The organism is Microvirga lupini, assembly GCF_014191055.1.
GTDB classification, from domain to species: Bacteria; Pseudomonadota; Alphaproteobacteria; order Rhizobiales; family Beijerinckiaceae; genus Microvirga; species Microvirga lupini_A.
This window is the reverse complement of record NZ_JACHWB010000002.1, coordinates 786,459-810,002: the sequence shown is the minus strand read 5'-3', so window position 1 is coordinate 810,002 and position 23,544 is coordinate 786,459. Positions and strand designations below refer to the sequence as shown.

The following is a 23,544-nucleotide window of genomic DNA, read 5'->3' as shown; positions in this document are numbered from 1 at the left end:
AATGGCCCATCCAAGGAAGGCAAGTGCGCTCAATCGAAGATCTCCATCAGCAGGCGCTCATAACGGCCCTTGATCGTCCGGATCCACACCGTCTCGTCGATCAGGTCGAGCACGTGTAGCAGGAGGGTGCCTTTGGCGGCGTCGTAGCTCACCCAGATCGTGCCGGGTGTCGACGTGATGATGATGGACAGCACCGCGAGCCCCTGGCGGCTGCGAATGTCGAGCGGGATGGTCATGAAGCCGGCATTCACTCCCGGCTCCCTGGAGCGCACGATGATCCGCCCGACGGCGAGATTCGAGCGCAGAATGTCGACCAGCACCATGCCGGTAAGCCGCAGTGCTGCCCCCGGTCGGCGGATGCGGGGCTTTTCGGGCCGCAGGGCCGCCATCACCCATGAGGCGAGGACGGCGATCACGCTTCCCAGGATCACGTGACCGGCTGAGACGGACTGGTTGAGCAGCAGCCACAGTACGAGCAGGGCAAGTGAGAGCAGCGGGTAAGGGAGGATGCCATTCATGGGCGTGTCTCTCCATTGGCAGCCCCTATCTTTGGCACACCCAACACGCCTGTGATGTAGCCCTGCGGGGTCTGAAGATCCTTCGTCGTCGCCTCCATGTAGCGCATCGCAGGACCGCCGCCGACAGTAAGGCTGAGGCAGAGCAGCAAAAGGCCGAGCACCGGGGCGATCTCGATGACTCGCACCCGCGGAACGCTGTCGTCCAAGCGGGCCCAGAATGAGCTGATGCCTGTTCTGGTCATGGCGATCAGGGTTGCCAGGCCCGATACCGTCAGGAGGCCGATCAGAATCCAGGCCGAAGCCTGGACCGACGCACCATCGGTCTTCAGCATCGCTGCCATCATGCCGAACTTGCCAATAAAGCCGGCAAGCGGTGGCAGGCCTGCCAGGAGCAGGGCGCAGGCGATGAAGCTGCCGCCGAGGATCGCGATCGTGGCTGGAATGGCAACGCCGATTTCCTCGCCAGGATCATCGTCATTGCTCTCGCTATAGGCCTCCATAGTGACCGCGAGCACGTCTGCGCCTGGATCGCGCATGCGTTCGAGCAATTCGACGAGCAGGAAGAGGGCAGCGATGCCCAAGGTGGAGCTGACCAGATAGAGCAAGGCCGAGCCGACCACCGCGCTGTCTCCGGTGCCGACGGCTGCGATCAGCGTTCCAGACGAGATGAGCACGCTGCATCCGACCAGCCGCGGCAGGGATTGCGAGGCCAGCACACCGACCGTGCCGAACGCGATGGTCAGCAGGCCTGTAAACAGCAGCCACTCGCCGCCGAACCCAGCAAGCAAACCTGCTCCGGGACCAAACACCAGCGTCCACAGGCGGAGGATGACGTACACGCCGAGCTTGCTCATGATGGCGAACAGTGCGGCGGCGGGTGCGGAGGCAGCCGCATAGGTGGTCGGAAGCCAGAAATTGAGCGGCCACGCGCCTGCCTTCATCAGGAAGGCCGTACCGAGGATCGCCGCCGCAGCCGCAACGAGGGCCGCATCCTCCGACGCAAGGGTCGGGATGCGTTGAGCGAGATCGGCCATGTTGAGCGTGCCGGTGATGCCATAGGCCAGGCTGACGCCGATCAGGAAGAGAAAGGAGCCCGTCAGGTTGATTGCGATATAGGTAAGCCCCGCTCTGACCCGCGCGGTTCCATCCCCGTGCAGGACAAGGCCGTAGGAGGCGGCCAGCAGCACCTCGAAGAACACGAAGAGGTTGAACAGATCCCCGGTCAGAAAAGCGCCGTTCAGGCCCATGAGCTGAAGCTGGAAGATCGTGTGGAAACGCGGCCCGGCGCGGTGCCAGCGCGCAAGTGAATAGAGCAGCGCCGCGATGCCGAGCACGCTCGTCAGCGCCAGCATCAGGGCTGAAAGCCGGTCCAGCACCAGCACGATACCGAAGGGCGCAGGCCAATTGCCGAGCTGATATGTCGTGACGCTGGATCCAGTACTCATCAGATCGGCCTGACGCAGCAGGACGATGGAAACGATGAGCAAGGCAGCCGTCGTTCCGATCCCGATTACGCTCTTGAGACCGCGGCGGCGTTCGTCGAGGAGGAGCATCACGGCCGCGGAGAGGAGCGGCAGCAGGATCGGGACGATGATCAGGTGTCCGGCCAAACCCATCATTGCGGATTCTCCCGGCCATCTACGTGGTCGGTGCCCGTGAGGCCGCGCGAGGCCAAAAGGACTACGAGGAAAAGCGCCGTCATGGCGAAGCTGATGACAATGGCGGTGAGCACCAGCGCCTGCGGCAGCGGATCAGCGTAGAGGGACGGATCGACAGCCTCTGCGTTTTCTAGGACGGGCGGCGCGCCAACCCGCAGTCGGCCCATGCCGAAGATGAACAGATTCACGGCATAGGAAAGCAGGGATAGGCCGATAATGACTTGGAAGGTGCGCGGGCGCAGCAGCAGCCATACCCCTGACCCGGTCAGGATTCCGACGGCCAGCGCGAAGACAAGCTCGGTCATACATGCTCCTTCGTGAGGGCGGGGGCCGCTGTGGAAAGTGGAGGACGGCCTGTCCGCGAGCTTCGCACCGACTGGTGCGCCAGGGCGATCAGAATGAGCACCGTTGCGCCGACGACGACCGCAAAGACGCCCAGGTCGAACAGCAGTGCGGTGGCGGCGGGCACCTTGCCGATCCCGGGCAGATCCAGGTACTGGAAATATGAGGTCAGGAATGGGTGACTGAAGAGCCAAGCGGCCATGCCCGTGAAGGCTGCACAAAGCAGGCCTAGGCCGATCCAGCTGATCGGACGGACGCGCAGGCGCGCTTCAATCCAGCGCGTTCCACCCGCCATGTATTGCAGGATGAGGGCAATCGACATCGTGACGCCGGCCGCAAAGCCTCCGCCCGGCAGGTCGTGGCCGCGCAGGAAGAGGTAGATCGCAACCATGATGATCACGGGGAAGAGCCACTGCATGATCGTCGCCGGGATCGTCAGATAATCCGCGAGCGTATCGCCCACGGCCCGGTCCGGGCGGGCTTGGTCATAGGCGTCCTGCACCTGCTGCTGCTCCGGAGCGTCCACACTCTCCGGCGCCGGACGGAAGCGGCGCAGCAGCGAAAAGACCGTGATCGCCACCACGGCGAGCACCACGATCTCGCCGAAGGTGTCGAAGCCGCGGAAGTCGACCAGGAGGACGTTGACGACGTTACGGCCGCCACCCTCCGCGTAGGCGTTCTCGACGAAGTAGCGCGAGATGGTGTCGGGAAGCGGTCGCGTGAGCATGGCATAGATAATCAGCGTCATGCCCGTGCCGGCCGCGAGAGCAAGCATCAGGTCTCTCGCCCGCCGCCCCCTTGCGTGAAGGCCTAACGAGAGACCTTCACCCGCGATCTCGATCCGCTTCGGCAGCCAGCGCAGGCCGAGCAGGATCAGCACCGTCGTGACGATCTCGACGAGAAGCTGGGTGATGGCAAGGTCGGGCGCCGAGAACCAGACGAAGGTAATGCAGGTGACCAGCCCCGCCCCGCCCAGCAGCACCATGGCCGCGAGGCGGTGGTACTTAGCCTGGTAGGCTGCCCCGATGGCGCACAGGCCTCCGACGATCCAAAGCAGGAGGAAGGCGGGGTCGAAGGCCGTACTGGAGCGGGAGCCCGCCTCAAGCCCTTGCCGGTAAAGCGGCCATAGGGCCGCGAGCACCGCGAAACTCACCAAGAGCCGCAGCTGTGGCTGAAGCCGCTGGGTGCCGAACAAGCGCTCAAGGGAGCGTGCCCATTTCCAAGACAGGGTGACGAGCACCCGCTCGAAGATGCGCTGGCCCTTAAGGCGACGCACTAGGGGAGGGCCTTCGATGCCTTTCGCGAGATAACGCTGCAACAGCCAGTACAGGAGGATGCCGCCTGCGAGCGCTATGACGCTCATGAGCAGGGGCTCGTTGAAGCCGTGCCACACGGCGAGGCTGTAGGGCGGGGTATCGGGGCCCAGGACGGCCCATACCGCACTAGCGAGGAAAGGCTTGATGGTCATCGCCGGGAGAATGCCGACGAGCAGGCACGCCAGGACGAGGAACTCGACCGGAAACCGCATCCAGTGCGGCGGCTCGTGCGGCGTGCGCGGCAGGTCGACCGGCGGTGGGCCGAAGAACACGCCGTGGATGAAGCGCAGGGAATAGGCAACGCTGAAGGCGCTCGCCAGCATGGCGAAGTAGGGCAGCGAGTGATCAAGCAGGGAGTCGATATGGAAGGCTGCCGCTTCTGCGAAGAACATCTCCTTGGACAGAAAGCCGTTGAGCAGGGGCACGCCTGCCATGGCGGCGGCTGCGACCATCGCCAGGGTGGCGGTAATAGGCATGAAGCGGAACAGTCCGCTCAGTCGCCGGATGTCGCGGGTGCCGGATTCATGGTCGATGATGCCGGCTGCCATGAACAGCGATGCCTTGAAGGTCGCGTGATTGATCGTGTGGAAGATGGCCGCGACCGCCGCGAGCGGGCTGCTGAGCCCGAGCAGCAGCGTGATGAGCCCGAGATGGCTGATGGTGGAATAAGCCAGCAGACCCTTCAGATCCTGCTGAAAGATCGCGGCATAGGCGCCCAGGACTAGGGTGCAGAGGCCAGCTGTCACCACGATGTAGAACCACGCTTCCGTTCCGGATAGCACGGGCCAGAGCAGGGTGAGAAGGAACACACCTGCCTTCACCATGGTGGCTGAGTGGAGATAGGCCGAGACTGGCGTCGGCGCGGCCATGGCGTGCGGCAGCCAGAAGTGGAAAGGGAACTGGGCGCTCTTGGTAAGGGCACCGAGCAGGACCAGGATCAGGGCCGGCAGGTAGAGGCTGCTGGAGCGAACCTTGCCACCCGATGACAGCACCTGATCCAGATCGTAGCTGCCGACGATATGGCCGATCAGCAGGACGCCGACGAGCAGGCACAGCCCGCCGGTGGCTGTGACCGTCAGTGCCATGCGCGCGCCGTCACGGGCGCTGGCATTGTGATGCCAGTAGCCGATGAGCAGGAACGAGAAGAGGCTGGTCAGCTCCCAGAAGAAGACGAGCTGGATCAGGTTGCCAGAGAGCACGATGCCCAGCATGGCGCCCATGAAGGCAAGCAAGAATGCGAAGAAGCGCGGTACCGGATCGGAGGGCGACATGTAGTAGCGCGCGTAGAGCGCCACCAGGAAGCCGATGCCGGTGACCAGCATGGTGAACAGCCAAGTGAAGCCGTCCATGCGCAAGGTGAAGTCGAGGCCAAGCGTCGGGATCCATTCGACACCCGCGCGCAGAACGGCGCCGCGATGAACGGCAGGGTACTGGATCGCCGTCAGGACCGTGCAACACAGGGCCACGGTGCCGGCCAGGAAGGCGGCTCCATTCCTGGCATCCTGGCGCAGAAAGACGGCAATGAGGCTCCCGATGAAAGGAAGGGTGACGATGGCCAGGAGGGGCATGCCACTGGACATGGTTTGGGTGGTCTCCTTCCGGGTGGGGAGCGCGCGTAAAACTCCGAAACTGGGGCAATATCGCCCAATATGGTTGACATATGAGCCGGACGCAAGGGTTTGGCCCAGTAGAATCCGCCCAGGATGAGACTCGATGGGGGCTGCAGTGCGGCCATCGGTCTCCGCCTGAGACAGCCGTGGGAGAGGGACCTTTCCGCCGGAGTTCAGTTGAACCCGAGGTGGTCATCAATGGAGCACGGGATGCGTGAGCCTCACTTACTCCCTCGCATGCTGGGAATCTTCAGGCAGAGCTGGATCTACTTTCTTGGCGCATCCACTCTGGGCGTCGTGCTCTTGATCTGGTACCATCTCGATCCCACGACCGCTCCCATCGTCCTCTGGTAGGTCCGTGCGGCTGGCCTAGGCGCATGTTACCTTCCGCAGGCTGCACGTCCGGATCGCTACTGATTGGAGCTGGCGAAGCGGTTGGGGCAAGAGGCCGGCACCCATCAGTGTGCTCCTGCGGAGCTTCGTTTCCGTAGTGAGGTCGCATCATTCTGAAACGGGAGCTCTCTGCGGCAGGCTATACATTCAACACTGCTCTTCTAATGACAGGAACTCCAGCGGTCGAGACGTCCATCCAGCCGCGCCAAGACGCCATAATCACATCCTCGCGGATGTGAAGAAAATTCCACGGAAGACGGTCCGCCGCAAGCTCGTAGGCCGAACGCCGCGGCTGGATTGAAAAGGCCGGGACCGTAGGACTCGGCTGCAACGTTACCGTGCCGATCTGAAGGCGGCGCAGACCGCTTAGGGGTGCCCAAATCCTGTCAACAATCATGACGCGGGCGGCTGGAGCGACCTGGAACCTCTTGTCCAAAACGGCGGTGAGCCGCCTGGCCATCGAACATGGTCCTCCACCTCGGCCCGCATGGCATCGGGGTCAACGTTATCGCGCCAGGCGCGATCCGCACAGAAGCGTTGGCGAGCCTGCTGACGCCGGAGGTCGAGAAGGCAATGCTTTTAGAACACAGTTCTTGGGTCGCCTGGAGCAGCCCGAGGAAATTCTCGACGCCACCCTTTTTTGTTCACTGGATTTAGCTCCACATCGTCGACCTGCAGTGCGAAGGTCATAAGCCCGCAGCTTACTGTCGAGCCCATAGCGCGAGCGCATTGCGCAGCACCATCTATGTTGTTGATATGGAAAGAGAGATCTTCTCAAGGGAGATGGTCCTCGGCGGAAATCCTGTGTGCGTCACCTTCGAGCTGATGATCTGTCTGCTAGAGCGATGAAGACGCTCCTTGGGCGATCTGTAGATCCTGTGAGACCTGTGGCGCTGTTGCAGAACCCGCAGAGTCCGTCGTTTCTTTCGCGGAAGAAAGTCGCTTCTCCAGCAGGTCATGTGTAAGTTCAAGAGCACGTGCCAATCTCTCAATCTGACCGGCTCCACTCGTGGCGAGATCCGCGCTGGTGATCTTTCTCCAGCTGACGCAGATCTCGTGCACGGTTCTTGCTCCTATATTCGCGGAGGCGCTCTGCAGGCCATGAGCCTCAAGGCGGAATCTATGCGAGTCACCCGCGGCTGCGGCGCTCCGCAACTCGGCGATAAGACGCTCCGCGTCTGAGAAGAATTCCTCCACGAGGTTGAGAACGAATTCTCTCCCTCCTAGTTGTTCCAGTTCCGCGAGCAGGGACTCGTCAATCACGGAAGCAAGGGCATTCGGCGGACCGTCGACAGTAGGGGCAGTCTCGGCCGACGCTGGGATGGGGGAGGGGGCGGCATGATCGTCGATCGCCTTGAGCAGCACTGCGGGCTGAACGGGCTTCGTCAGGCAGGCATCCATCCCCGCGGCACGGGTCTCGGCAACGATCTCCGGCGTCGCGTCGGCCGTGAGGGCGATGATCGGGATGCGGGTGCCCGGGGGCTCCGTGAACCGGAACAGGTTGGCAGCTTCGATGCCCGTCATCACGGGCATGTTGATGTCCATGATAACGAGATCGAACTTCTCCACCTCCAGGAGGTTGAGGGCTTCCTCCCCGTTTTCGACACAGCGGGCGGCATGTCCGCCCCGCTCCAGGATCTTCGATATCACGAGACGGTTCGTGGCGTTGTCGTCCGCCACCAGGATTGAAAGGGACCGGGAGCCGACCGGAAGCTCCATCCTGTCCGGCTCGCTCCGCATCGTTTGAGCCCAGGAGGTCTGAGCGGCCGCCGCGGACACGGCGGTCCTCGCCTCACCCGTCGTGAAATCGAGCGGCAGTACGCTGCTCGACACATGGATCAGATCCGGTTCCACAAAGCTCCGGGAAGCGTTCGGGCGGATCAGAACCGGAGGGACGGGAAGTGAGGCCTTCTCGATCTCTGCAGCCAGGGCCTTGGCGGGCAGGTCGCTGCAGCAGAACAGGGCGACAGGCTCGCTCTGGGCCTGCAGGATCCATTCCTTTGCTTCAGACAGGTTCCGAAGGATGGGGCAGTTGCCTCCGTCGCCAAGCCGGAGCGCGAGAGGCTGTGCAAGGCCCGGATCAGCGCAAGCCAGGAGGGGGTTAAGCGGAAGAGGCTGCTGCTCGCCAAGGGCGTTGCGGTCCAATGCTTCCATCGGAAGGATGAACCAGAAGGAACTGCCGTGACCCTCCTGACTCTCCACGCCGATCTGGCCGCCCATGGCCTCGATCAGCTGCCGACAGATGGAGAGGCCGAGGCCAGTTCCGCCGAAGCGGTTGATGATGGTCTCGTCGGCCTGGGTGAAGCTGTCGAAGATCCGGCCCATAGCCTGCGGGGCGATGCCGATGCCCGTATCGGAGACGATGAAGCGGACGAAGCTCCTGCCGTTCTCAGTCATCGGATGGGCTGCGAGGGTGACATAGCCTCGTTCCGTGAATTTGACGGCGTTGCCGAGCAGGTTGAGCAGGATCTCCTCAAGTTGATGCTTCGGTCCGTGGAGCTGAAGGGGCGTCTGCGGGGCGATATGGATCGTCGCTTGGAGACCCTTCAGCTGAGCCTGCGTGAGAACCATAGCGCGGGCGGTGGACAGCACCTCCAACAGATCGAAGTCAATCCGTTCGATGGGCATCTTTCCCGCTTCGATGCGCGACAGGCTCAGGATGCTGTTGATCTGCCGCAGCAGGGACTCGCCGGCAGAGCCAATCGTGCGGATGATACCGCGCTGCTCCGCGTCGAGATCCGTCCCGGCCATGAGGCCCGACAGACCGATGATTGCATTCAGCGGTGTTCTCAGTTCATGGCTGACGCTGGCGAGAAACAGGGTCTTCGCCCTATTGGCCGCTTCCGCCTGAGACTTGGCGTTGGAAAGTTTCCGAATGAGCGTGCTGGCATAGAGCGGAAGCACGACAAGGCTCAGCAGCAGAGTCGCCGAGAGATAAATATCGTCACGCCATCTCGGTGTCGTGTAAATGACTATGGCGAAACAGACCACCGAGACGGCCACCGCAATATACAGAAAGCGGATGCCGAAGCGAAATCCGTTGCCGAATGTGATCCAGAGATAGAGCAGGAAAAGAACGGACGACGTCTCCCCGACGTAGTGGAGCTGCACGGAGGCCGTCGCGAGGTCGCTGACGATGGCTATGATCCGCCGGATCGTCGATTGGTGCGGCCTGAGGACAATGTGAACAGCGATGCCCACTGAGACGAGGGCAAAGACAGTTGCGGCAATCAGCGCCTCGTGCGGGACGGACGGGTTGATCCAGAACGTGTAGGCCGCGATCAGGCTCAGGAAGATGAGCCTGTTGAAGCTCATCTCGTGCTCGCGATCGGGGCTGTTCTTCAGCCGCGACAGGAAGTCTGCGATCACGAAAGCTGAACCTTCTTGGCTGGCACGCTTTGGTTCCGCAGCAAGTAGCGAGGATAGTCCCTAAGCAGGGACTCGAAAATGCCGGATGGCACGGGACGGCTGAATAGATAGCCCTGGGCCTCATCGCAGGAAAGACTGAGCAGACACGCGAGCTGTTGGTTGGTCTCGACGCCCTCGGCGACCACCTTCAGCTCAAGGCTCTGGGCCAGGGAGATGATCGCCCTGACGATGGCCTCGTCGCGGCTTCCGGCCAGAAGGCTCGAGATGAACGAGCGGTCGATCTTCAAGGTGTCGACGGGAAAGTTCTTGAGGTAACTGAGGGAGGAGAAGCCCACGCCAAAATCGTCTATCGCAACCCTCACCCCGAGCTCTTTTAGGCTGCGGAGAACCTGCTTGGTGCGCTCGACATCCTTGAGAAGGCTACCCTCGGTGAGCTCAAGCTCAAGGGAGCCGGGATTCAGGCCAGTTTGCTCAAGGGTGTTCTCGACAACCTGGACGATGTCCTGTCGAAGAAACTGCAGGGGGGACAGGTTGACCGAGATTCTGAACGGAGCATGCCCGAGGCTCTGCCATGTGGCGGCCTGTGTACAGGCCTTTGTGAGAACCCAGGTGCCGATCTCGTTGATCAGTCCTGTTTCTTCCGCAATGTCGATGAACACGTTGGGCGACGTGAGGCCAAATTCTGGCCTGCTCCAGCGTAGGAGCGCCTCTGCTCCCGCGATGGCTCCCGTCGCGAGATCGATCTGGGGCTGGTAGTAGAGCTCGAATTGCTCCTGAGCGATCGCCTTGCGGAGATCGGCCTCCAGGCTGATGTTGTTCCACGAAATGCTGTCCATCTCGGGCGAATAAAAGCGCAGCGTGTTCCTTCCCTCGGCCTTTGCCCGGTACATGGCGAGGTCCGCATATCGGAGCAGCCTGTCGGCACTTCCGCTGTCCTGCGGCGCCAGGGTGATGCCGATCGTGCAGCCTATCCTGAGCTCGGTGTCCTCAAGAAGGAACGGCGCGGAAAGGGAATCGATGATTCTGCGCGCCAGGTTCTTCGCATCGTCCGGCGCTGCGATATTCGCCTGCACGACGACGAACTCGTCTCCCGACATTCGTGCGACGAGATCAGTGCTCGAAACCACGCCGAGGAGGCGACCTGACACCAACTGGAGCATGCGGTCGCCTCCGGCATGGCCGAGCGCGTCGTTGACCGCCTTGAAACGGTCGAGATCGATCAGGAGTATAGCAAAGCACGCGCCTTCGCTGGACAGTTCCTGCTGGATCCAGTCGTTGAGCATTCTCCGATTGGGAAGGTCGGTCAGCGTGTCGTGCAGCGCGATGTGCCGCAATGTGCTTTCCGCCTGCTTGCGTTCCGTGATGTCGATCGACGTGGTCAGGACGCTCGTCTCCCCACCTGTAAGGGCGGGCATCGAGGACTTGGTGGTCAGGAAGGCCCGTTCGGTGCCAGAGATGTCAACAATGCTCTCCTCAAAGCTCACAGCGCTCCGCTGGTTCTTCAGAATGGATCTATGAACCTGATGATTGAAGTCCGGCTTGTTGCTGCGCAAAACCTCACTGAGCAGCTTTCCCGTCAGGGCTTCCGGCGTGGAGCTGACGAAATCGGCGAAGTGGGCATTCACGAAGACGATGTGGCTGTTCTTGTCGGTGGCACTGATCAGGGCCGGCACTGTGTCGATCACCTGGGCTAGGGCTTCCCGGCTGCTGCGGACGAGCTCCTCCTGCGAGCGCTCGCTGATGCGCAACTGCTGCTCGAGGGCCTGGGCACGGCCTTTGATCTGCTGCTGCTGGCGCTGCAGCTTGAGGAGATTGCGTGCGCGGGTCACGAACTCATAATGATCTACGGGCGACCGGAGGAAGTCGGTTGCGCCCGCCTCTAGGGCGCGAAGCCGGAAAGCCCTGTCGTCGTAGGCAGTGATGACGATGATCGGAACATCAACTCCGGTTGCGCTGCCTCTTGCATGCTTGGTGAATTCCGCTCCGTCCATGCCGGGCATCCGAAAGTCGGTCACGATCAGGTCGGGGGCGTTGCCCTGGAGCCATTCGAGGGCCTCGACCGGCGAGGCGAAGGCATGCACCACAGCACCATCCTCGATCGTCTGAGCGAGCCGGGAATAGATGTTGCGGTTCGTGCTTTTGTCGTCGAGGATCAGAATGACTGCCATGTGTTGCCCCCGGCATCTCTCGGATTGCTCGTGCGGTCGCTCCTCGGAACCTGCTCAGTTACCCGGGCTGTCGACCTTTTCTTTCGATGCCATTCCGCGGATCGCGCGGTATGTCCGAGCACGTGCCGTTTATCTTTCTTTATTTTCCATCCGTACCTGCTGCCTCATCACAGTCCTGAATTCCAGAATACCTGGGATGCGCCTATGATCAGGATACTATTCATACCGCGATAACGTAGAGAATATATGCTGCTTTGGTTGGATTTTATGTGTGAGTGGTTAATATCTCTTCTTTGGTTTTAATCTGATGACTTGAACTATGCAATAAAGGATCATTATCTTATGGGTGCGGCATGATGATATTAACCACGCCTGAATACAAATCTTCCTAGGGACTACCAACAACGCTGTTAGCGGATCATTATCCTTAAGGAAAGCTGCCCCTCAAAGGGCGCCGCTCGGCAGCGAGATGAAGCTCGCTGCTTTGAACTCTCTATGACGGAGAACAGGATGTTATCCCCGCTGGCCAAAGCCGATGGCCGCTCCTATTCCGACGAACAACCTATTGTAGATCGGGACATCCCGACGCCTGCCGGTCCCGCACCGAAGCCCGTGACCGAGCCGGCCCGGCCCAGCCCGACCAGCCTCCTGCTGCCACATATCGACGTAAAGCTCGACTTCGATCAGAAGATCTACTGGGCCGCCATGCGCCCAAGCCGGCACCCGATGATCACGATGGAGCTTCTTCAGGACATGATGTGCGTGCAGGAATCCGTGCGGGCGATCATGGAGGAGGGAAACCGCGAACAGCGTCAGCACCTCGAATACTTTGTTGCCGGATCCCAGACGCCGGGCGTGTACAATTTCGGCGGCAACCTGGCGTATTTCGCGGATTGCATCCAGCACAAGGACACCAAAGGTCTGCGGGAATACGCCTATGCCTGCATCGACGTAGTGTATGGAAATTCAGTGGCGTTCCATACCCCCCTGATCACAATCGCCTTGGTACAGGGCGATGCGTTGGGCGGCGGGTTCGAATGCGCCCTATCTTTCGACGTGCTCGTCGCCGAGAGAAGCGCGAAGATGGGTCTGCCCGAGGTGCTGTTCAACCTGTTCCCGGGCATGGGAGCCTACAGCTTCCTGTCTCGGAAGATCGGAACGGCCGCAGCCGAGAAGATGATCATGAGCGGAAAGGTCTACACCGCCGAGGAGTTGAATCAGCTCGGGGTCGTCGATGTGCTTGCCGACGATGGTCAGGGAGAGAATGCAGTTAGAGACTACATCGCCCGCAACCGGCGCAAGCACAATGCTCACAGCGCGATCTACCGCTCGAGGAGGCGCATCGACCCGGTCACTTATGACGAACTGCGGGACATTGTTGATATCTGGATCGAGGCCGCCATGAACCTCGACGAGCAGGACCTGCGCAAGATGATACGGCTCGCTACTGCGCAAGAGCGACGTTTGGACAAACATGCGTAGCAAACGGCCCGAAGGGCCCGTCCATCAGAAGGATCTCGGGATCGTGGCTCAACATCTACGCCAAAGTAACCCGCTTCCGCTGACCACCCGAGAGCGTATGCCGGGTAGCGGTCAACAAAGGCGGCGAGCCTTCCCCTCGGCCTCCTCGCGGAAGGCGCCCTTGGGCTTTAGGGCGACGGCCACGTTCTGAAGGGCTGTCTTCCAAGGCATTGGGGCATCCTGCTGAAAGAGATATCCCGCCCGGCTTTTGAGGCCATGCAGAGGCGCACCGAAGAGTTCGACTTTAACGTCGGATGGCTTCAGCAGCCATCCAAATGCATTGAGCAGGGTAGATTTACCGCAACCAATCTGTTTGGCGATAGCGATGAAATCCCCCGGGCGTGCTGTGAGGTGAATGTTCTGGACGGCCGTGCAGCCACCCAGCTTCAGGCCGAAGATGATAGCCACGTTGTCGAGCGAAACGGCTACGGCTGAGGCACTCGGTAGGGCAGGCATGAGAGTTGAGCGTTTCCTCCGCCTGTAATCGGCGCTTGAACCAACCCTATAGACTCGCCCTCTATAGCAAGGGCGGGCCACCCCGTCGGTTGTTGCCCCCTTAGCTTTGTTCCAAACGCGCATGGGCGCTCTAGCGCCTCTTAATGAGGAACTTCCCATTTCACGTAGATCGCACTAGGAGCCGATGACTGCTTGTGACGATTCCGAGGCGTTAGCCGCAGGGGAGCAATCCTGATTTGACGAAACCTTTTCAGATTCGGCGAATTTCACTGCCTAGCCCTAATCGGACGTTCTTCTTGAGTAGTCGTAGACCTCTGCTTCGGGAGCCGCCCATGAGACAGATCCACGACTACCCCGTCGAGCCCGACACCTGGAAGGCTCTACTTCTTATCCATCCGAGTTCGGCAAGGTTTCTTGTTTTAACCTGCGACGGGAACTAACATGTTAACGGATCAAGGTTCGCGACAGATGAACCGATCTGGGAAGAACGTTTTCCTAGGAGGATCGTATGACATGCGCTGCTCGCCTGTCCGCACTTGCTTTCACCGGTTTTCTGCTCACATCGGTTGCGTCCCTTGCCGCGCCTAAGACCGTATCGGGTCCGGGGCCGGATCCGGGCTGCTTTAAGCCCTGGAATGCCCAGACCAAGTACATGCAATGGGAGAAGAAGCCCGGCCCCTATCGCATCGCCGTGGTGAACGGCTTCGTCGGCAATACCTGGCGCATCCAGATGATCCAGACAGCCAAGGCCTATGCCGAGCAGGCCGGCATGAAGGACAAGATCAAGGAGCTGAAGGTCGTCTCGACCGGAACTGACGTCGCCGCTCAGCTCGGCGCCATCGAGGACTTCATTAACCAGGGTTACGACGCCATCATCACCATCGCGGTGGCGCCCGAAGGCTTCGACCGGGTAATCCGCCTGGCCGATCGCAACAACGTGGTGATCGTGCCCTTCGACAACGTGCTCGACACCGACAAGGTTATGCAGGTGAACGAGGACCAGCTCGAAATCGGCCGGCTCTCGGCGCGGCATCTCCTGAAGGAGCTGGGGCAGAAACGCGACGGCAAGATTCTCGAGGTGCGCGGTCTGCCGGGCAACTCCGTGGACCGCGATCGCCATCTCGGATTCCGCGAGGTGATGGAGAAGGAGGGGAAGTTCCAGATCGTCGAGGTGGTGGGTAACTGGGACGACGGCACGGCCCAGAAGGCCACGGCTGACGCGCTCGCTGTGCACGGCAAGTTCGAGGCCGTGTTCACGCAGGGCGGCTCGACGGGGTCCGTGCGCGCGATGATGGACGGGAAGCATCCCTTCGTGCCGATAGCGGGGGAGGGCGAGAACGGCTATCGCAAGCTCATCGCGCAGCATGCGGGTGAGGGGCTCAAGGGGTTGTCCTACAGTCAGTCGCCGGGACTCGTCGCTATTTCCATCAAGGCCGCGATCTCGGCGCTCGAAGGCAACCCGATGCCGCAGCTCATCTCGGTGCCGATCCCGGTCGTCGACTACACGACCCTCAAGGACAACGTGAACTACTGGTCGAACCTTTCCGACAACTTCTTCGCAGCCAACGAATTCCCGGCCTGCGGCGTGAACGTGACGGCGCCTGAGATCATGGCAAAGGACGCCAAGAACACGCAGTAAGAAGCACGCGGTCACAGCACCTCGGCTCCTGTCCGGATATTCGTCCGGGCAGGAGCCTCTTACGAATATCGAAGAGGTTCCATGCTCGAACCTGCGCCCTTCTTCGCCCTCGAGAACATCTCCAAGCACTATGGCGGCGTCCATGCCTTGCGGGACGTGGATTTCGAGTGCAGCCGCGGGTCGATCCATGCAGTCCTGGGGGAGAACGGCGCCGGGAAATCGACCCTGATGAAGATCATGGCGGGCGTCGTGCAGCCGGACGAGGGCCGTATGGTCCTCGAAGGCGCGCCCGTCACCTTCCCGAACCCATCCGCGGCCAACCGGGCTGGAATCGTGTGCATCTTCCAGGAGCTCTCGCTCATGCCGGAGCTCACGGTGGCCGACAACATCACCCTGTCGAGCCCGCCGCGCCGCTTCGGCTTCATCGACAGCCGCGCGCAGCGGCGCTGTTCGGAGGAACTGCTCGCCCGCATCGGGTGCGAGGACATCAACCCCTTGAGCCGCGTGTCAGACCTGCCGCTCTCCCGGCGACAGATGGTCGAGATCGCGAAGGCGCTGGGACGCGATCCGAAGCTCCTCATTCTCGACGAGGCGACCTCCGCTTTGACCTCTGCCGACGTGGACCGCGTCTATCGCATGCTGTTCGAGCTGAAGGCACGCGACCTGAGCATCCTCTACATCTCCCATCGCATGCATGAGATCGAGGCGCTGGCGGACCGCTGCTCGGTGTTCCGCAACGGGCGGCACATCGAAACCTTCGCCAAAGGCGCGCGAAGCCGCGACGAGATCATCGGCCTCATGATCGGGCGCGAGATCGAAGGGCAGTTTCCGGCAAAGCCCAGGCGGCCACGCCCTGCATCCCTCATCACTATCCGCGACCTTTCCTGGGAGAGTCGGCTCAACGGCATCGGGCTCGAGGCGGGACGCGGGGAGATTGTGGGGCTGGGCGGTCTCGACGGGCAAGGGCAGAAGGAATTGCTGCTCGCGCTCTTCGGCGTGCTGCGTGGCGTTCGCGGTACGGTGACCCTCGAGGGCGAGCCCACGGCCGCGAGTTCGCCAAAGGCCGCCAAGAGCGGACGGGCCCGGATGGCCCTCGTGCCGGAGGACCGCAAGAGTGAGGGGCTCATCCTCTCCATGTCGATCGCCGACAACATCGCCATGGCGTCGCTCGACCGGCTCTCTCACGGAATGTTCATGGATCCAGGCCGCACCCGTCTAGCCGTTGAGCGTGCCATCGAGCAGCTGCGGATCAAGATTGGCGATGCGGCCGATCCGGTCTCGACCCTGTCCGGCGGCAACCAGCAGAAGGTGGTGCTCGCCAAATGGCTCGCGACGAATCCCGACGTGATCCTGCTCAACGATCCGACCCGTGGCATCGACGTGGGAACGAAGCAGGAGATCTACCGGCTCATGCGCGCGCTCACGGAGGAGGGCGCCTGCATCCTGTTCTACTCGACTGATTACGAGGAGCTAATCGGCTGCTGCGACCGCGTCGCCGTCATGTATGACGGCCGCATCGTCCGCGAACTGGAAGGCGACGCCATCACGGAGCGCAACATCATTGCCAGCGCGCTTAACATCGCCGAGCAGCCGGAGACGGCTCATGTCTGACACGGTGCTCCCCCCCGCCGCCGTAGAGTCGCGGGAGAGGCCCCGCCGCTGGGGCGAAGGCTTGAGCCTGCGCTGGCGCCAGCACGCCGGCATCCTAGGCGCGCTTGCGCTCTTCTTCGTCCTCTACCTGTTCTACCAAGTGAGCCATCCCCGAGGACTCACCGGGCAGATCCTGATCCAGAACGCCAACGAGGTCTTCGCCCTGGCGCTCGTGTCAATGGCGCAGACGGTGCCTGTGCTCATGGCAGGCCTCGATCTCTCGGTCGGTGCCGTGATGACCCTCGTGGGCTGCATCGCGAGCCACCTCATTGACGGGAGCCCGGGCGAGATCGCACTCGGCATCGCAGCCTGCATCACTGCCGGCGCGGCGTGCGGCTTCGCCAACGGCTGCGTGGTCGTCTACGGACGCATTCAGCCGATCATCGCGACGCTTGCCACGAGCGCGATCTATATGGGGATCGCTCTAATCCTGCGGCCGACGCCTGGCGGCAGGGTACACGAGGATTTGTCCTGGGCCGTCACGAGCGACCTCCGCGAGTTCGCGGCCACCTTCGACCTCTTCGACGATGGCGAGGCGTCCTGGCTGCAGCCCTTCGCGTGGATCCCGGTTCCGCTCATCCTGCTGGCGCTGATCATCCTTCTGATCTGGGTGCCGTTCATCCGTTCCGTTACGGGCCGCACGGTCTATGCGATTGGGTCATCCGAGAGCGCGGCCTACATGTCGGGGCTGCCGATCAATCGGGCGAAGCTCGCGGCCTTCACATTGGCTGGGCTCTTCGCTGGCCTCGGCGGACTGTTCCTGGCGCTTCAGACCTCGTCCGGCAATGCTGACATTCCCCAGGCCGGCGCCTATACCCTAAATTCCATCGCGGCCGTGGTCATCGGCGGCACCTCGCTTCTCGGCGGCACCGGCAGCGCCGTCGGGTCCATGATCGGCGCGATGGTGCTGCGCACGATCTCCTTCAATTTCCGCATCTTCGACGTGGCGCCCTTGCTGCAACCTCTCTTCGAGGGGCTCGTGCTTCTCGCCGCTGTGAGCCTCGGCGGACTGAAGCTGCTGCGTCTCAAGAACAAGCTCGAGGTGTTCCGGTGAGCAGAACGGCCGACATGACCATCACGCCACGAGGCCTGCGCCTCCGGCCTGACGATAAGCCCGTGGTCTTCGCGGCTGGGTTCGTCCTGCTGATCTTGCTCGTCGGAACGGGCTACACGCTCTACACGCAAGGGAGCGCGCCTCTCCTGCAACCGCAATACCTCGTGCAGCAGCTTCAGGTAGGCTCCTTCCTGGGAATCGTGGCGGCCGGGCTCATGGTCGTCATCCTGCTCGGCCACATCGACCTTTCGGTGCCTTGGACCCTGACGGCCGCGGCCATGATGGCAACCGCCGTCGGCGGCCCCTGGGCGATCCCCGCAGGCATTGCCATCGGTCTCCTCGTCGGCATCGTCAACGGGCTTGGCGTCGCATATCTGCGCGTGCCGTCTATGATCTTCACTCTCGGCATGAACGCCGTGATGCGCGGCCTCATGGTGGCTCATACGGGCGGCTTCGCCCCTCAGACGGCAGCCACGGATCTAATGCAGTACCTTGCGGTCTCCCGCATCGGTGGTGTGATCCCGGTGGCACTTCTCGTCTGGCTCATGGTTTCCGTGGCCGTCGTGATGATCCTCACGTGCACGACCCTCGGCCGTTCCATCTACGCCATCGGCAATCGTGAGCGGGCTGCCTATCTCTCGGGCATAGACACGAACCGCGTGATCCTCATTGCCTTCGCGCTCTCAGGCGCGGCGGCGGGCCTCGCCGGCGTGCTTCTCGCCGGATATTCGACCAAGGCCTACCAGGGCATGGGTGATGCCTATCTGCTCCCGGCCATCGCCGCGGTAGTGATCGGCGGCACCAACATCCTCGGCGGGCGGGGGCGCTATCTCGGGACACTCGTGGGCGTCATCCTGATCGTGCTGCTGAACTCGGTCCTCTCCATCATGCAGATTCCCGAGGCCGGACGGCAGATCATCTACGGCTGCGTCATCATCTCCATGCTCCTCGTCTACGGGCGCGGGGCCCGTGTAAATGGATGATGGTTGGTCATTTGACTCTCTTGAAGGTCGAGAGATTGCCGGACGCCGGTTTGCATCAGCCACAATCATCACCGCTCGGTTGAATGCTCCTCGCTAACCTCGAAAATTCTGGTATCACGCTGAAGGTCCGTAACTGGCACGAGGCGGACGATAGCCGAATTTCCGTATTCATAGGGCAAGCGGAACTTCTGAAGGTCATGTCCAACGGCTCAGTCAGGCGCTGAGCGGGCGTTTGTCGCCGACCGATGGTCTGGGCTCATATCAATTATTCGATCGTGGCTGTACCTCAAGCCGTTCCGAGAACAATCCGAAGGAAGATGACAAGACCTAAGCTTTAGCGCTTGACAGATTTCTGATTGACTGGATTCTATAGAATATATTCGATAGAGAATGGCTGTCCAGAACCAGCCAGCATATGGGAGGAGACTAAAATGAATGCAGTCAGCAGGAGAGCCGTGCTTGCCCGGACGGCGGGTTCCATCATCCTGTCAGCCCTGCCATTTGCCGCTGGAGCGGCGGAGGGGCTCGGCAAGCCGGGCGCGCCCGTCGAAATCAGGATCATGGCGAACGAGGCATTCGCCAATTCTTGGCAGAACCAACTTGTGCCGGAGTTCAACAAGCAGTTTCCTCATGTGAAGGTCACCATCGACGGCGTTCCCTATGCCGAGTTGCTGCCAAAGATGATGCTGGACGCCATCAATGCGGCTCCGGAATACGATGTTCTTCTGATTGACGATCCATGGGTTCCGCAGCTTGCAAGTGTCGGCGGGTTGATGGACCTGAAGGGCAAAGCCGTCGCCGCGTTCACTAAGCCAGACTACGATTGGGCCGATTTCAATGCAGCGCCGCTTGCGGCAGGTGAGTGGAAGGGCATGCAATACGCAGTGCCTGTGCGCTCGAACATGCTGCTCATGTTCTATAACCGTACGCTCTATAAGAAAGCCGGGCTCCCGGAGCCGACTCCTGAGCTTACGTGGGACCAGTTCTTTGATCAGGCCAAGTCGCTGATTCAGGACACGAATGGGGATGGAAAGGTCGATGCCTGGGCGGTGGACACCTACTTCGTCCGTGACTCGCTCACACCGACGATCTGGCAGGCGATCCTGGAATCGAATGGAGGCAAGCTGCTCGATGCGAACGGGAAGCCAGCATTCAACGACGAGATTGGCGCTCGTTCCCTGGAGATGCACAGAGACTTGGCAAAGTATGCACCTCCGGGTGCCCTCGGGCACGGGTTTTCCGAGTCGCTTCAAGCGTTCCGCCAAGGACAGGTGGCCACCATGTTCACCTGGGGCAGCGTGTACAAGGCGACCGCCGTGGACACCAAGACAACCACATTGAAGGAAGAAGAGGTCGGCATCCAGGTCATGCCAGTGGGCAAGGCCCGTGCCGGTACGCATCGTGGTATCTGGAATGCCGGCATCAGCAGCAAGACCGACAGCCTGGAGGCCGCATGGGCCTTCGTGCAGTGGTTATCGTCGAAGGAGGGAGAGCAGATCAACGCCGCCTTGGCCGGCTCCTTCCCGGCACGCAAATCGACGTTGGCGAGCAAGCCGAACGAAGCATGGCTCGAGCCCGTCTACAAGACCCTTCAGCACTCCTACCAGCTAGCGTCCGAAGGTGAAATGTGGCGCATCCGGAGCCCGAAATCGAATGCCGCTCAGCAAGTCCTGGCAGACGAGGTCGCGCGCGCGCTCGCCGGGCAAGCTAGTGCAAAGGACGCTCTTCAGACAGCTGCCGATAAGATCGCATCGACCTTGAAGTAACCAGACTATCCCGTGTGGGTGCTCCGTCGCCCACACGGACCTCCGCTGATCGAGCGAGCTCGCAACAGGCTGCCGTTTCAGGACAGGCTGAATCCATCAACTGCGACTTGGGAAACAAGGCGGGTTGGATCGATAGAGCATTAGCCGACTTCCCATCCAAACCTCACAATCGGGTCGAGACCTGATGTGTCCGAGACAATCGAGGAAAGAATGCCGAAGAATGCGATCGTGAGCGAGGTGAAAACGCTGTCCTGCAGCAACTCCTGGCGCAACTACCACTTCCTGAAGGTCACGACGGAGGATGGAATCGTCGGCTGGAGCGAGTTTGACGAGAACTTCGGCTCGCCGGGAGTTGCAAACGTCATTAACCAGATCGGTCACCGAATGATCGGTCAAAGTGCGATGCACCATGAGCATCTTCGTGAGGACCTGCGCAATGCTACCCGGCCTGGCTCGGGAGGCGTAGTCGGACAGGCTCTCGGCGCCATCGAAAACGCACTTCTCGACGTGAAAGCCAGAACACTGGATGTGCCATGCCACGTCCTGCTTGGTGGAAAGGTGCGGGATAAGATCAGGGTGTATTGGTCGCACTGCGTGTCCTACCGCGCACGCACGGAGCATTACACCCCGGGCATTGTGGATGTCGCAGGTGTGCAGCAGATTGCGCATGAAGTGGGTGAGAAGGGATTCACAGCCCTCAAGACCAACGTCTTTCACTACGATGAGGAGGACAGGATCAGCGGCTGGTCACCCGGTTTCGGACGGCCACACGATCCCGCTCGCAATGTGGAGCGCAAGACCCTGAAGGATCTTCGCCGGCATCTTGAGATTATGCGGGAGGCCGCGGGGCCCGACATCGACATTCTGCTCGATCTCAACTTCAATGGCCGAACCGAAGGTTACCTCAAGTTCCTGCGGGAGATCGAGGATCTGGACCTCTTCTGGGTCGAGATCGATACGCTTGATCCGAAGGCTCTGGCCTATATCCGCTCGCACAGCCGTCATCCGATCTCATCCTGTGAAACCCTGATCGGACTGCAGCAATTCCTGCCGTTCTTCCGTGAGCAGGCGGTCGATGTCGCCATCATCGACACACCTTGGAACGGGGTCTGGCAATCGCTGAAGATCGCAGCGGCGGCGGAAGCTTATGAGGTGAATGTCGCGTGCCATAACTTCTATGGGCATCTATGCACGATGATGAACGCGCATTTCAGTGCCGTCGTCCCGAACATGCGCATCATGGAAACCGATATCGATCGCATCGCATGGGATGCCGAACTCTTCACCCATCTTCCCGAGTACAAGGATGGCTATTTGATTCTGTCCGACCGCCCAGGCTGGGGAACCGAACCGAACGAGGTGGCTCTCCGGGCATATCCGCCTCTGGAGACGGTGGGACCTGCCAGGAAGACGCCTCTTCCTCGTCTCTCCATCTGAGCATTCAGGTTTCCGGAGCAAGCTGACGAATGAACAGCGTTTCTTCAAACGACCCCGTGGATGTGCTTATCGTGGGAGCGGGAGCTTCAGGCGCAGCCGTCGCGTGGAGCCTTGCCGATACCAGGATGAGGATCCTGTGCCTGGAGCAGGGGGAATGGCCTCAATCGTCGACCTTTCCCAGCACAGGGCGGGATTGGGAGGCCCGGCAATCCGAGGATTACTCCATTAATCCGAACCGCCGGGAACTCGATGTCGACTACCCGGTCAACGACGACGAGTCGCCGATCAAGGTCGCCAATTACAACGGGGTCGGCGGAGGCACCGTTCTGTATGCAGGACACTTCCCCCGCCTGCACCCTTCAGACTTCCGCGTCCGGTCGCTTGATGGTGTCGCAGACGATTGGCCGATCGACTACCGTACGCTCGAGCCGTTCTATACGTTGAATGACGAAATCATGGGGGTCTCCAGCCTTGCCGGCGACCCTGCCTATCCGCCGAAGCCAGCCGTGATGCCACCGATCCCCCTCGGCGAAACCGGCGAGATCTTCGGACGGGCTATGAACAAACTGGGATGGCATTGGTGGCCGTCCGACAGTGCCATCTCGACCCAGGAATACCGCGGGCGTGCCCCCTGCATCAACCTCGGGCATTGTGGATCGGGATGCGCTCAAGGGGCGAAGGCGAGTACGGATGTGACCTATTGGCCTGAGGCCGTCCGGTCACGGGTCGAACTGCGCACGCGCTGCCGTGTCAGTCGGATCGCGACCAACGCAGATCGCATGGCAACAGGCGCCTACTACTTCGATGCCGATGGTCAGGAGAGGTTCCAGCCTGCCGAGATGGTTATCATGGCCTGCAACGGGATTGGCACGCCACGCATTCTGCTGAACTCTGCCTCCGAGTATTTTCCGGATGGACTCGCCAATTCGAGCGGCCTCGTAGGCAAGAACTTGATGCTCCATCCCTATGCCCAGATCCGTGGTCACTTCGACATGTCCCTCGATGGATATCGCGGACCTCCGATCTGCGTGTGGAGCATGGAGTTCTATGAGACGAATCCGTCGCGTGGCTTCGTGCGAGGGTATTGCTATCAGTTCTCGCGGGGGCTGGGTCCGGTACGAACGGCGATCACCGGCCTTGCCGACAGCCTGATCCCCTGGGGAGAGGGGCATCACACCGCATTTTGCCAACTGTTCAATCACAGCGCTGGGATGGTTTCGGTTTGCGAGGACCTTCCTGAAGAGATCAACAGGGTGACGCTCGATCCGTATCTGAAGGACAAGCACGGAATTCCGGCGCCGAAGATCACCTACAGGATCGGCGAGAATACGCAGAGAATGCTCGACCACTCCGTTGCAAGAGGCGTTGAGATTCTGAAGGCCGCAGGTGCACATGACATCACTGTCAAGTCACCCCTGGGCTATGCCGGATGGCATCTCATGGGCACCGCTCGTATGGGAACCGACCCCAAGCGCTCCGTCGTAAGTGACTGGGGACGCAGCCATGACGTCAAGAACCTTTTCATTGTCGATGGAAGCGTTTTCGTGACATCGGGCGGCGTCAATCCGACCTCAACGATTCAGGCAGTTGCGCTTTATGTCGCTGACCAGATCAAGTCACGCATCCATGAACTGTTCGACTGAGCCGCGATGAGAGCCTCTCCA

General features: G+C 61.1%; 15 protein-coding genes. 8 read left to right on the top strand and 7 right to left on the bottom strand.

The annotated features are described in order from the left end of the window. Positions 1–29: 29 nt before the first annotated feature. The 6 genes from FHR70_RS10920 to FHR70_RS10895 form a co-directional block, all read right to left on the bottom strand. The gene (locus FHR70_RS10920; protein ID WP_183449937.1) at positions 30–518 is read right to left on the bottom strand and encodes a Na+/H+ antiporter subunit E; all 489 of its coding nucleotides are present in this window, start codon (positions 516–518) and stop codon (positions 30–32) included. Beyond that, entirely contained in the window at positions 515–2,137 is a 1,623-nt protein-coding gene (locus tag FHR70_RS10915) for a monovalent cation/H+ antiporter subunit D (protein ID WP_183449936.1), read from the bottom strand. Before FHR70_RS10915 ends, FHR70_RS10920 begins: the two co-directional genes overlap by 4 nt. Beyond that, on the bottom strand, positions 2,134–2,481 hold the full coding sequence (locus FHR70_RS10910) for a Na+/H+ antiporter subunit C (protein WP_183449935.1): 348 nt from the start codon (positions 2,479–2,481) through the stop codon (positions 2,134–2,136). The genes FHR70_RS10915 and FHR70_RS10910 overlap by 4 nt, the downstream gene beginning before the upstream one ends. After that, on the bottom strand, positions 2,478–5,414 hold the full coding sequence (locus FHR70_RS10905) for a monovalent cation/H+ antiporter subunit A (protein WP_183449934.1): 2,937 nt from the start codon (positions 5,412–5,414) through the stop codon (positions 2,478–2,480). Before FHR70_RS10905 ends, FHR70_RS10910 begins: the two co-directional genes overlap by 4 nt. Positions 5,415–6,674: 1,260 nt before the next feature. Then, positions 6,675–9,206, bottom strand: a complete 2,532-nt coding sequence (locus FHR70_RS10900; RefSeq protein ID WP_183449931.1) for an ATP-binding protein — start codon at positions 9,204–9,206, stop codon at positions 6,675–6,677. Further along, complete coding sequence (locus tag FHR70_RS10895) at positions 9,203–11,374, bottom strand: GGDEF/EAL domain-containing response regulator (protein WP_183449929.1); 2,172 nt, start codon at positions 11,372–11,374, stop codon at positions 9,203–9,205. Before FHR70_RS10895 ends, FHR70_RS10900 begins: the two co-directional genes overlap by 4 nt. 510 nt (positions 11,375–11,884) lie before the next feature. On the opposite strand from FHR70_RS10895, the gene FHR70_RS10890 reads away from it, so the two are divergent. Then, positions 11,885–12,856, top strand: coding sequence for a crotonase/enoyl-CoA hydratase family protein (locus FHR70_RS10890; protein WP_183449927.1), 972 nt, complete (start codon positions 11,885–11,887; stop codon positions 12,854–12,856). A 111-nt stretch (positions 12,857–12,967) separates the two neighbouring features. Here FHR70_RS10890 and FHR70_RS10885 read toward each other — a convergent pair whose 3' ends face one another. Continuing rightward, positions 12,968–13,303, bottom strand: a complete 336-nt coding sequence (locus FHR70_RS10885) for an ATP-binding cassette domain-containing protein (RefSeq protein ID WP_343058784.1) — start codon at positions 13,301–13,303, stop codon at positions 12,968–12,970. A gap of 556 nt (positions 13,304–13,859) precedes the next feature. Between FHR70_RS10885 and FHR70_RS10880 the strand changes: the two genes are divergently transcribed. From FHR70_RS10880 to FHR70_RS10850, 7 genes are all read left to right on the top strand, one after another. Then, a complete protein-coding gene (locus FHR70_RS10880; protein ID WP_183449925.1) occupies positions 13,860–14,990 on the top strand; it encodes a sugar ABC transporter substrate-binding protein in 1,131 nt (376 codons plus the stop codon). An 81-nt stretch (positions 14,991–15,071) separates the two neighbouring features. Continuing rightward, positions 15,072–16,601 (top strand): sugar ABC transporter ATP-binding protein, encoded by a 1,530-nt coding sequence (locus tag FHR70_RS10875; RefSeq protein ID WP_183449923.1) that lies wholly within the window; start codon positions 15,072–15,074, stop codon positions 16,599–16,601. Further along, positions 16,594–17,694 carry an ABC transporter permease gene (locus tag FHR70_RS10870; protein ID WP_183449921.1) on the top strand — a complete coding sequence of 367 codons (1,101 nt, stop codon included), beginning with the start codon at positions 16,594–16,596 and terminating at the stop codon, positions 17,692–17,694. The genes FHR70_RS10875 and FHR70_RS10870 overlap by 8 nt, the downstream gene beginning before the upstream one ends. Positions 17,695–17,708: 14 nt before the next feature. Further along, positions 17,709–18,677, top strand: a complete 969-nt coding sequence (locus FHR70_RS10865; protein WP_183450248.1) for an ABC transporter permease — start codon at positions 17,709–17,711, stop codon at positions 18,675–18,677. Positions 18,678–19,108: 431 nt separating this feature from the next. Next, the gene (locus FHR70_RS10860) at positions 19,109–20,443 is read left to right on the top strand and encodes an ABC transporter substrate-binding protein (protein WP_183449919.1); all 1,335 of its coding nucleotides are present in this window, start codon (positions 19,109–19,111) and stop codon (positions 20,441–20,443) included. Between the two features lie 210 nt (positions 20,444–20,653). Then, positions 20,654–21,880 (top strand): mandelate racemase/muconate lactonizing enzyme family protein, encoded by a 1,227-nt coding sequence (locus FHR70_RS10855; protein ID WP_183449917.1) that lies wholly within the window; start codon positions 20,654–20,656, stop codon positions 21,878–21,880. Positions 21,881–21,909: 29 nt separating this feature from the next. Continuing rightward, the gene (locus FHR70_RS10850) at positions 21,910–23,523 is read left to right on the top strand and encodes a GMC family oxidoreductase (RefSeq protein ID WP_183449914.1); all 1,614 of its coding nucleotides are present in this window, start codon (positions 21,910–21,912) and stop codon (positions 23,521–23,523) included. The last annotated feature ends 21 nt before the right edge of the window (positions 23,524–23,544 follow it).

Coding starts and splice junctions, on each gene's coding strand:
- FHR70_RS10865 (WP_183450248.1), top strand. CDS start 17,709: ATGACCATCACGCCACGAGGCCTGCGCCTCCGGCCTGACGATAAGCCC.
- FHR70_RS10870 (WP_183449921.1), top strand. CDS start 16,594: ATGTCTGACACGGTGCTCCCCCCCGCCGCCGTAGAGTCGCGGGAGAGG.
- FHR70_RS10860 (WP_183449919.1), top strand. CDS start 19,109: ATGAATGCAGTCAGCAGGAGAGCCGTGCTTGCCCGGACGGCGGGTTCC.
- FHR70_RS10880 (WP_183449925.1), top strand. CDS start 13,860: ATGACATGCGCTGCTCGCCTGTCCGCACTTGCTTTCACCGGTTTTCTG.
- FHR70_RS10895 (WP_183449929.1), bottom strand. CDS start 11,374: ATGGCAGTCATTCTGATCCTCGACGACAAAAGCACGAACCGCAACATC.
- FHR70_RS10920 (WP_183449937.1), bottom strand. CDS start 518: ATGAATGGCATCCTCCCTTACCCGCTGCTCTCACTTGCCCTGCTCGTA.
- FHR70_RS10910 (WP_183449935.1), bottom strand. CDS start 2,481: ATGACCGAGCTTGTCTTCGCGCTGGCCGTCGGAATCCTGACCGGGTCA.
- FHR70_RS10915 (WP_183449936.1), bottom strand. CDS start 2,137: ATGATGGGTTTGGCCGGACACCTGATCATCGTCCCGATCCTGCTGCCG.
- FHR70_RS10855 (WP_183449917.1), top strand. CDS start 20,654: ATGCCGAAGAATGCGATCGTGAGCGAGGTGAAAACGCTGTCCTGCAGC.
- FHR70_RS10850 (WP_183449914.1), top strand. CDS start 21,910: ATGAACAGCGTTTCTTCAAACGACCCCGTGGATGTGCTTATCGTGGGA.
- FHR70_RS10890 (WP_183449927.1), top strand. CDS start 11,885: ATGTTATCCCCGCTGGCCAAAGCCGATGGCCGCTCCTATTCCGACGAA.
- FHR70_RS10905 (WP_183449934.1), bottom strand. CDS start 5,414: ATGTCCAGTGGCATGCCCCTCCTGGCCATCGTCACCCTTCCTTTCATC.
- FHR70_RS10875 (WP_183449923.1), top strand. CDS start 15,072: ATGCTCGAACCTGCGCCCTTCTTCGCCCTCGAGAACATCTCCAAGCAC.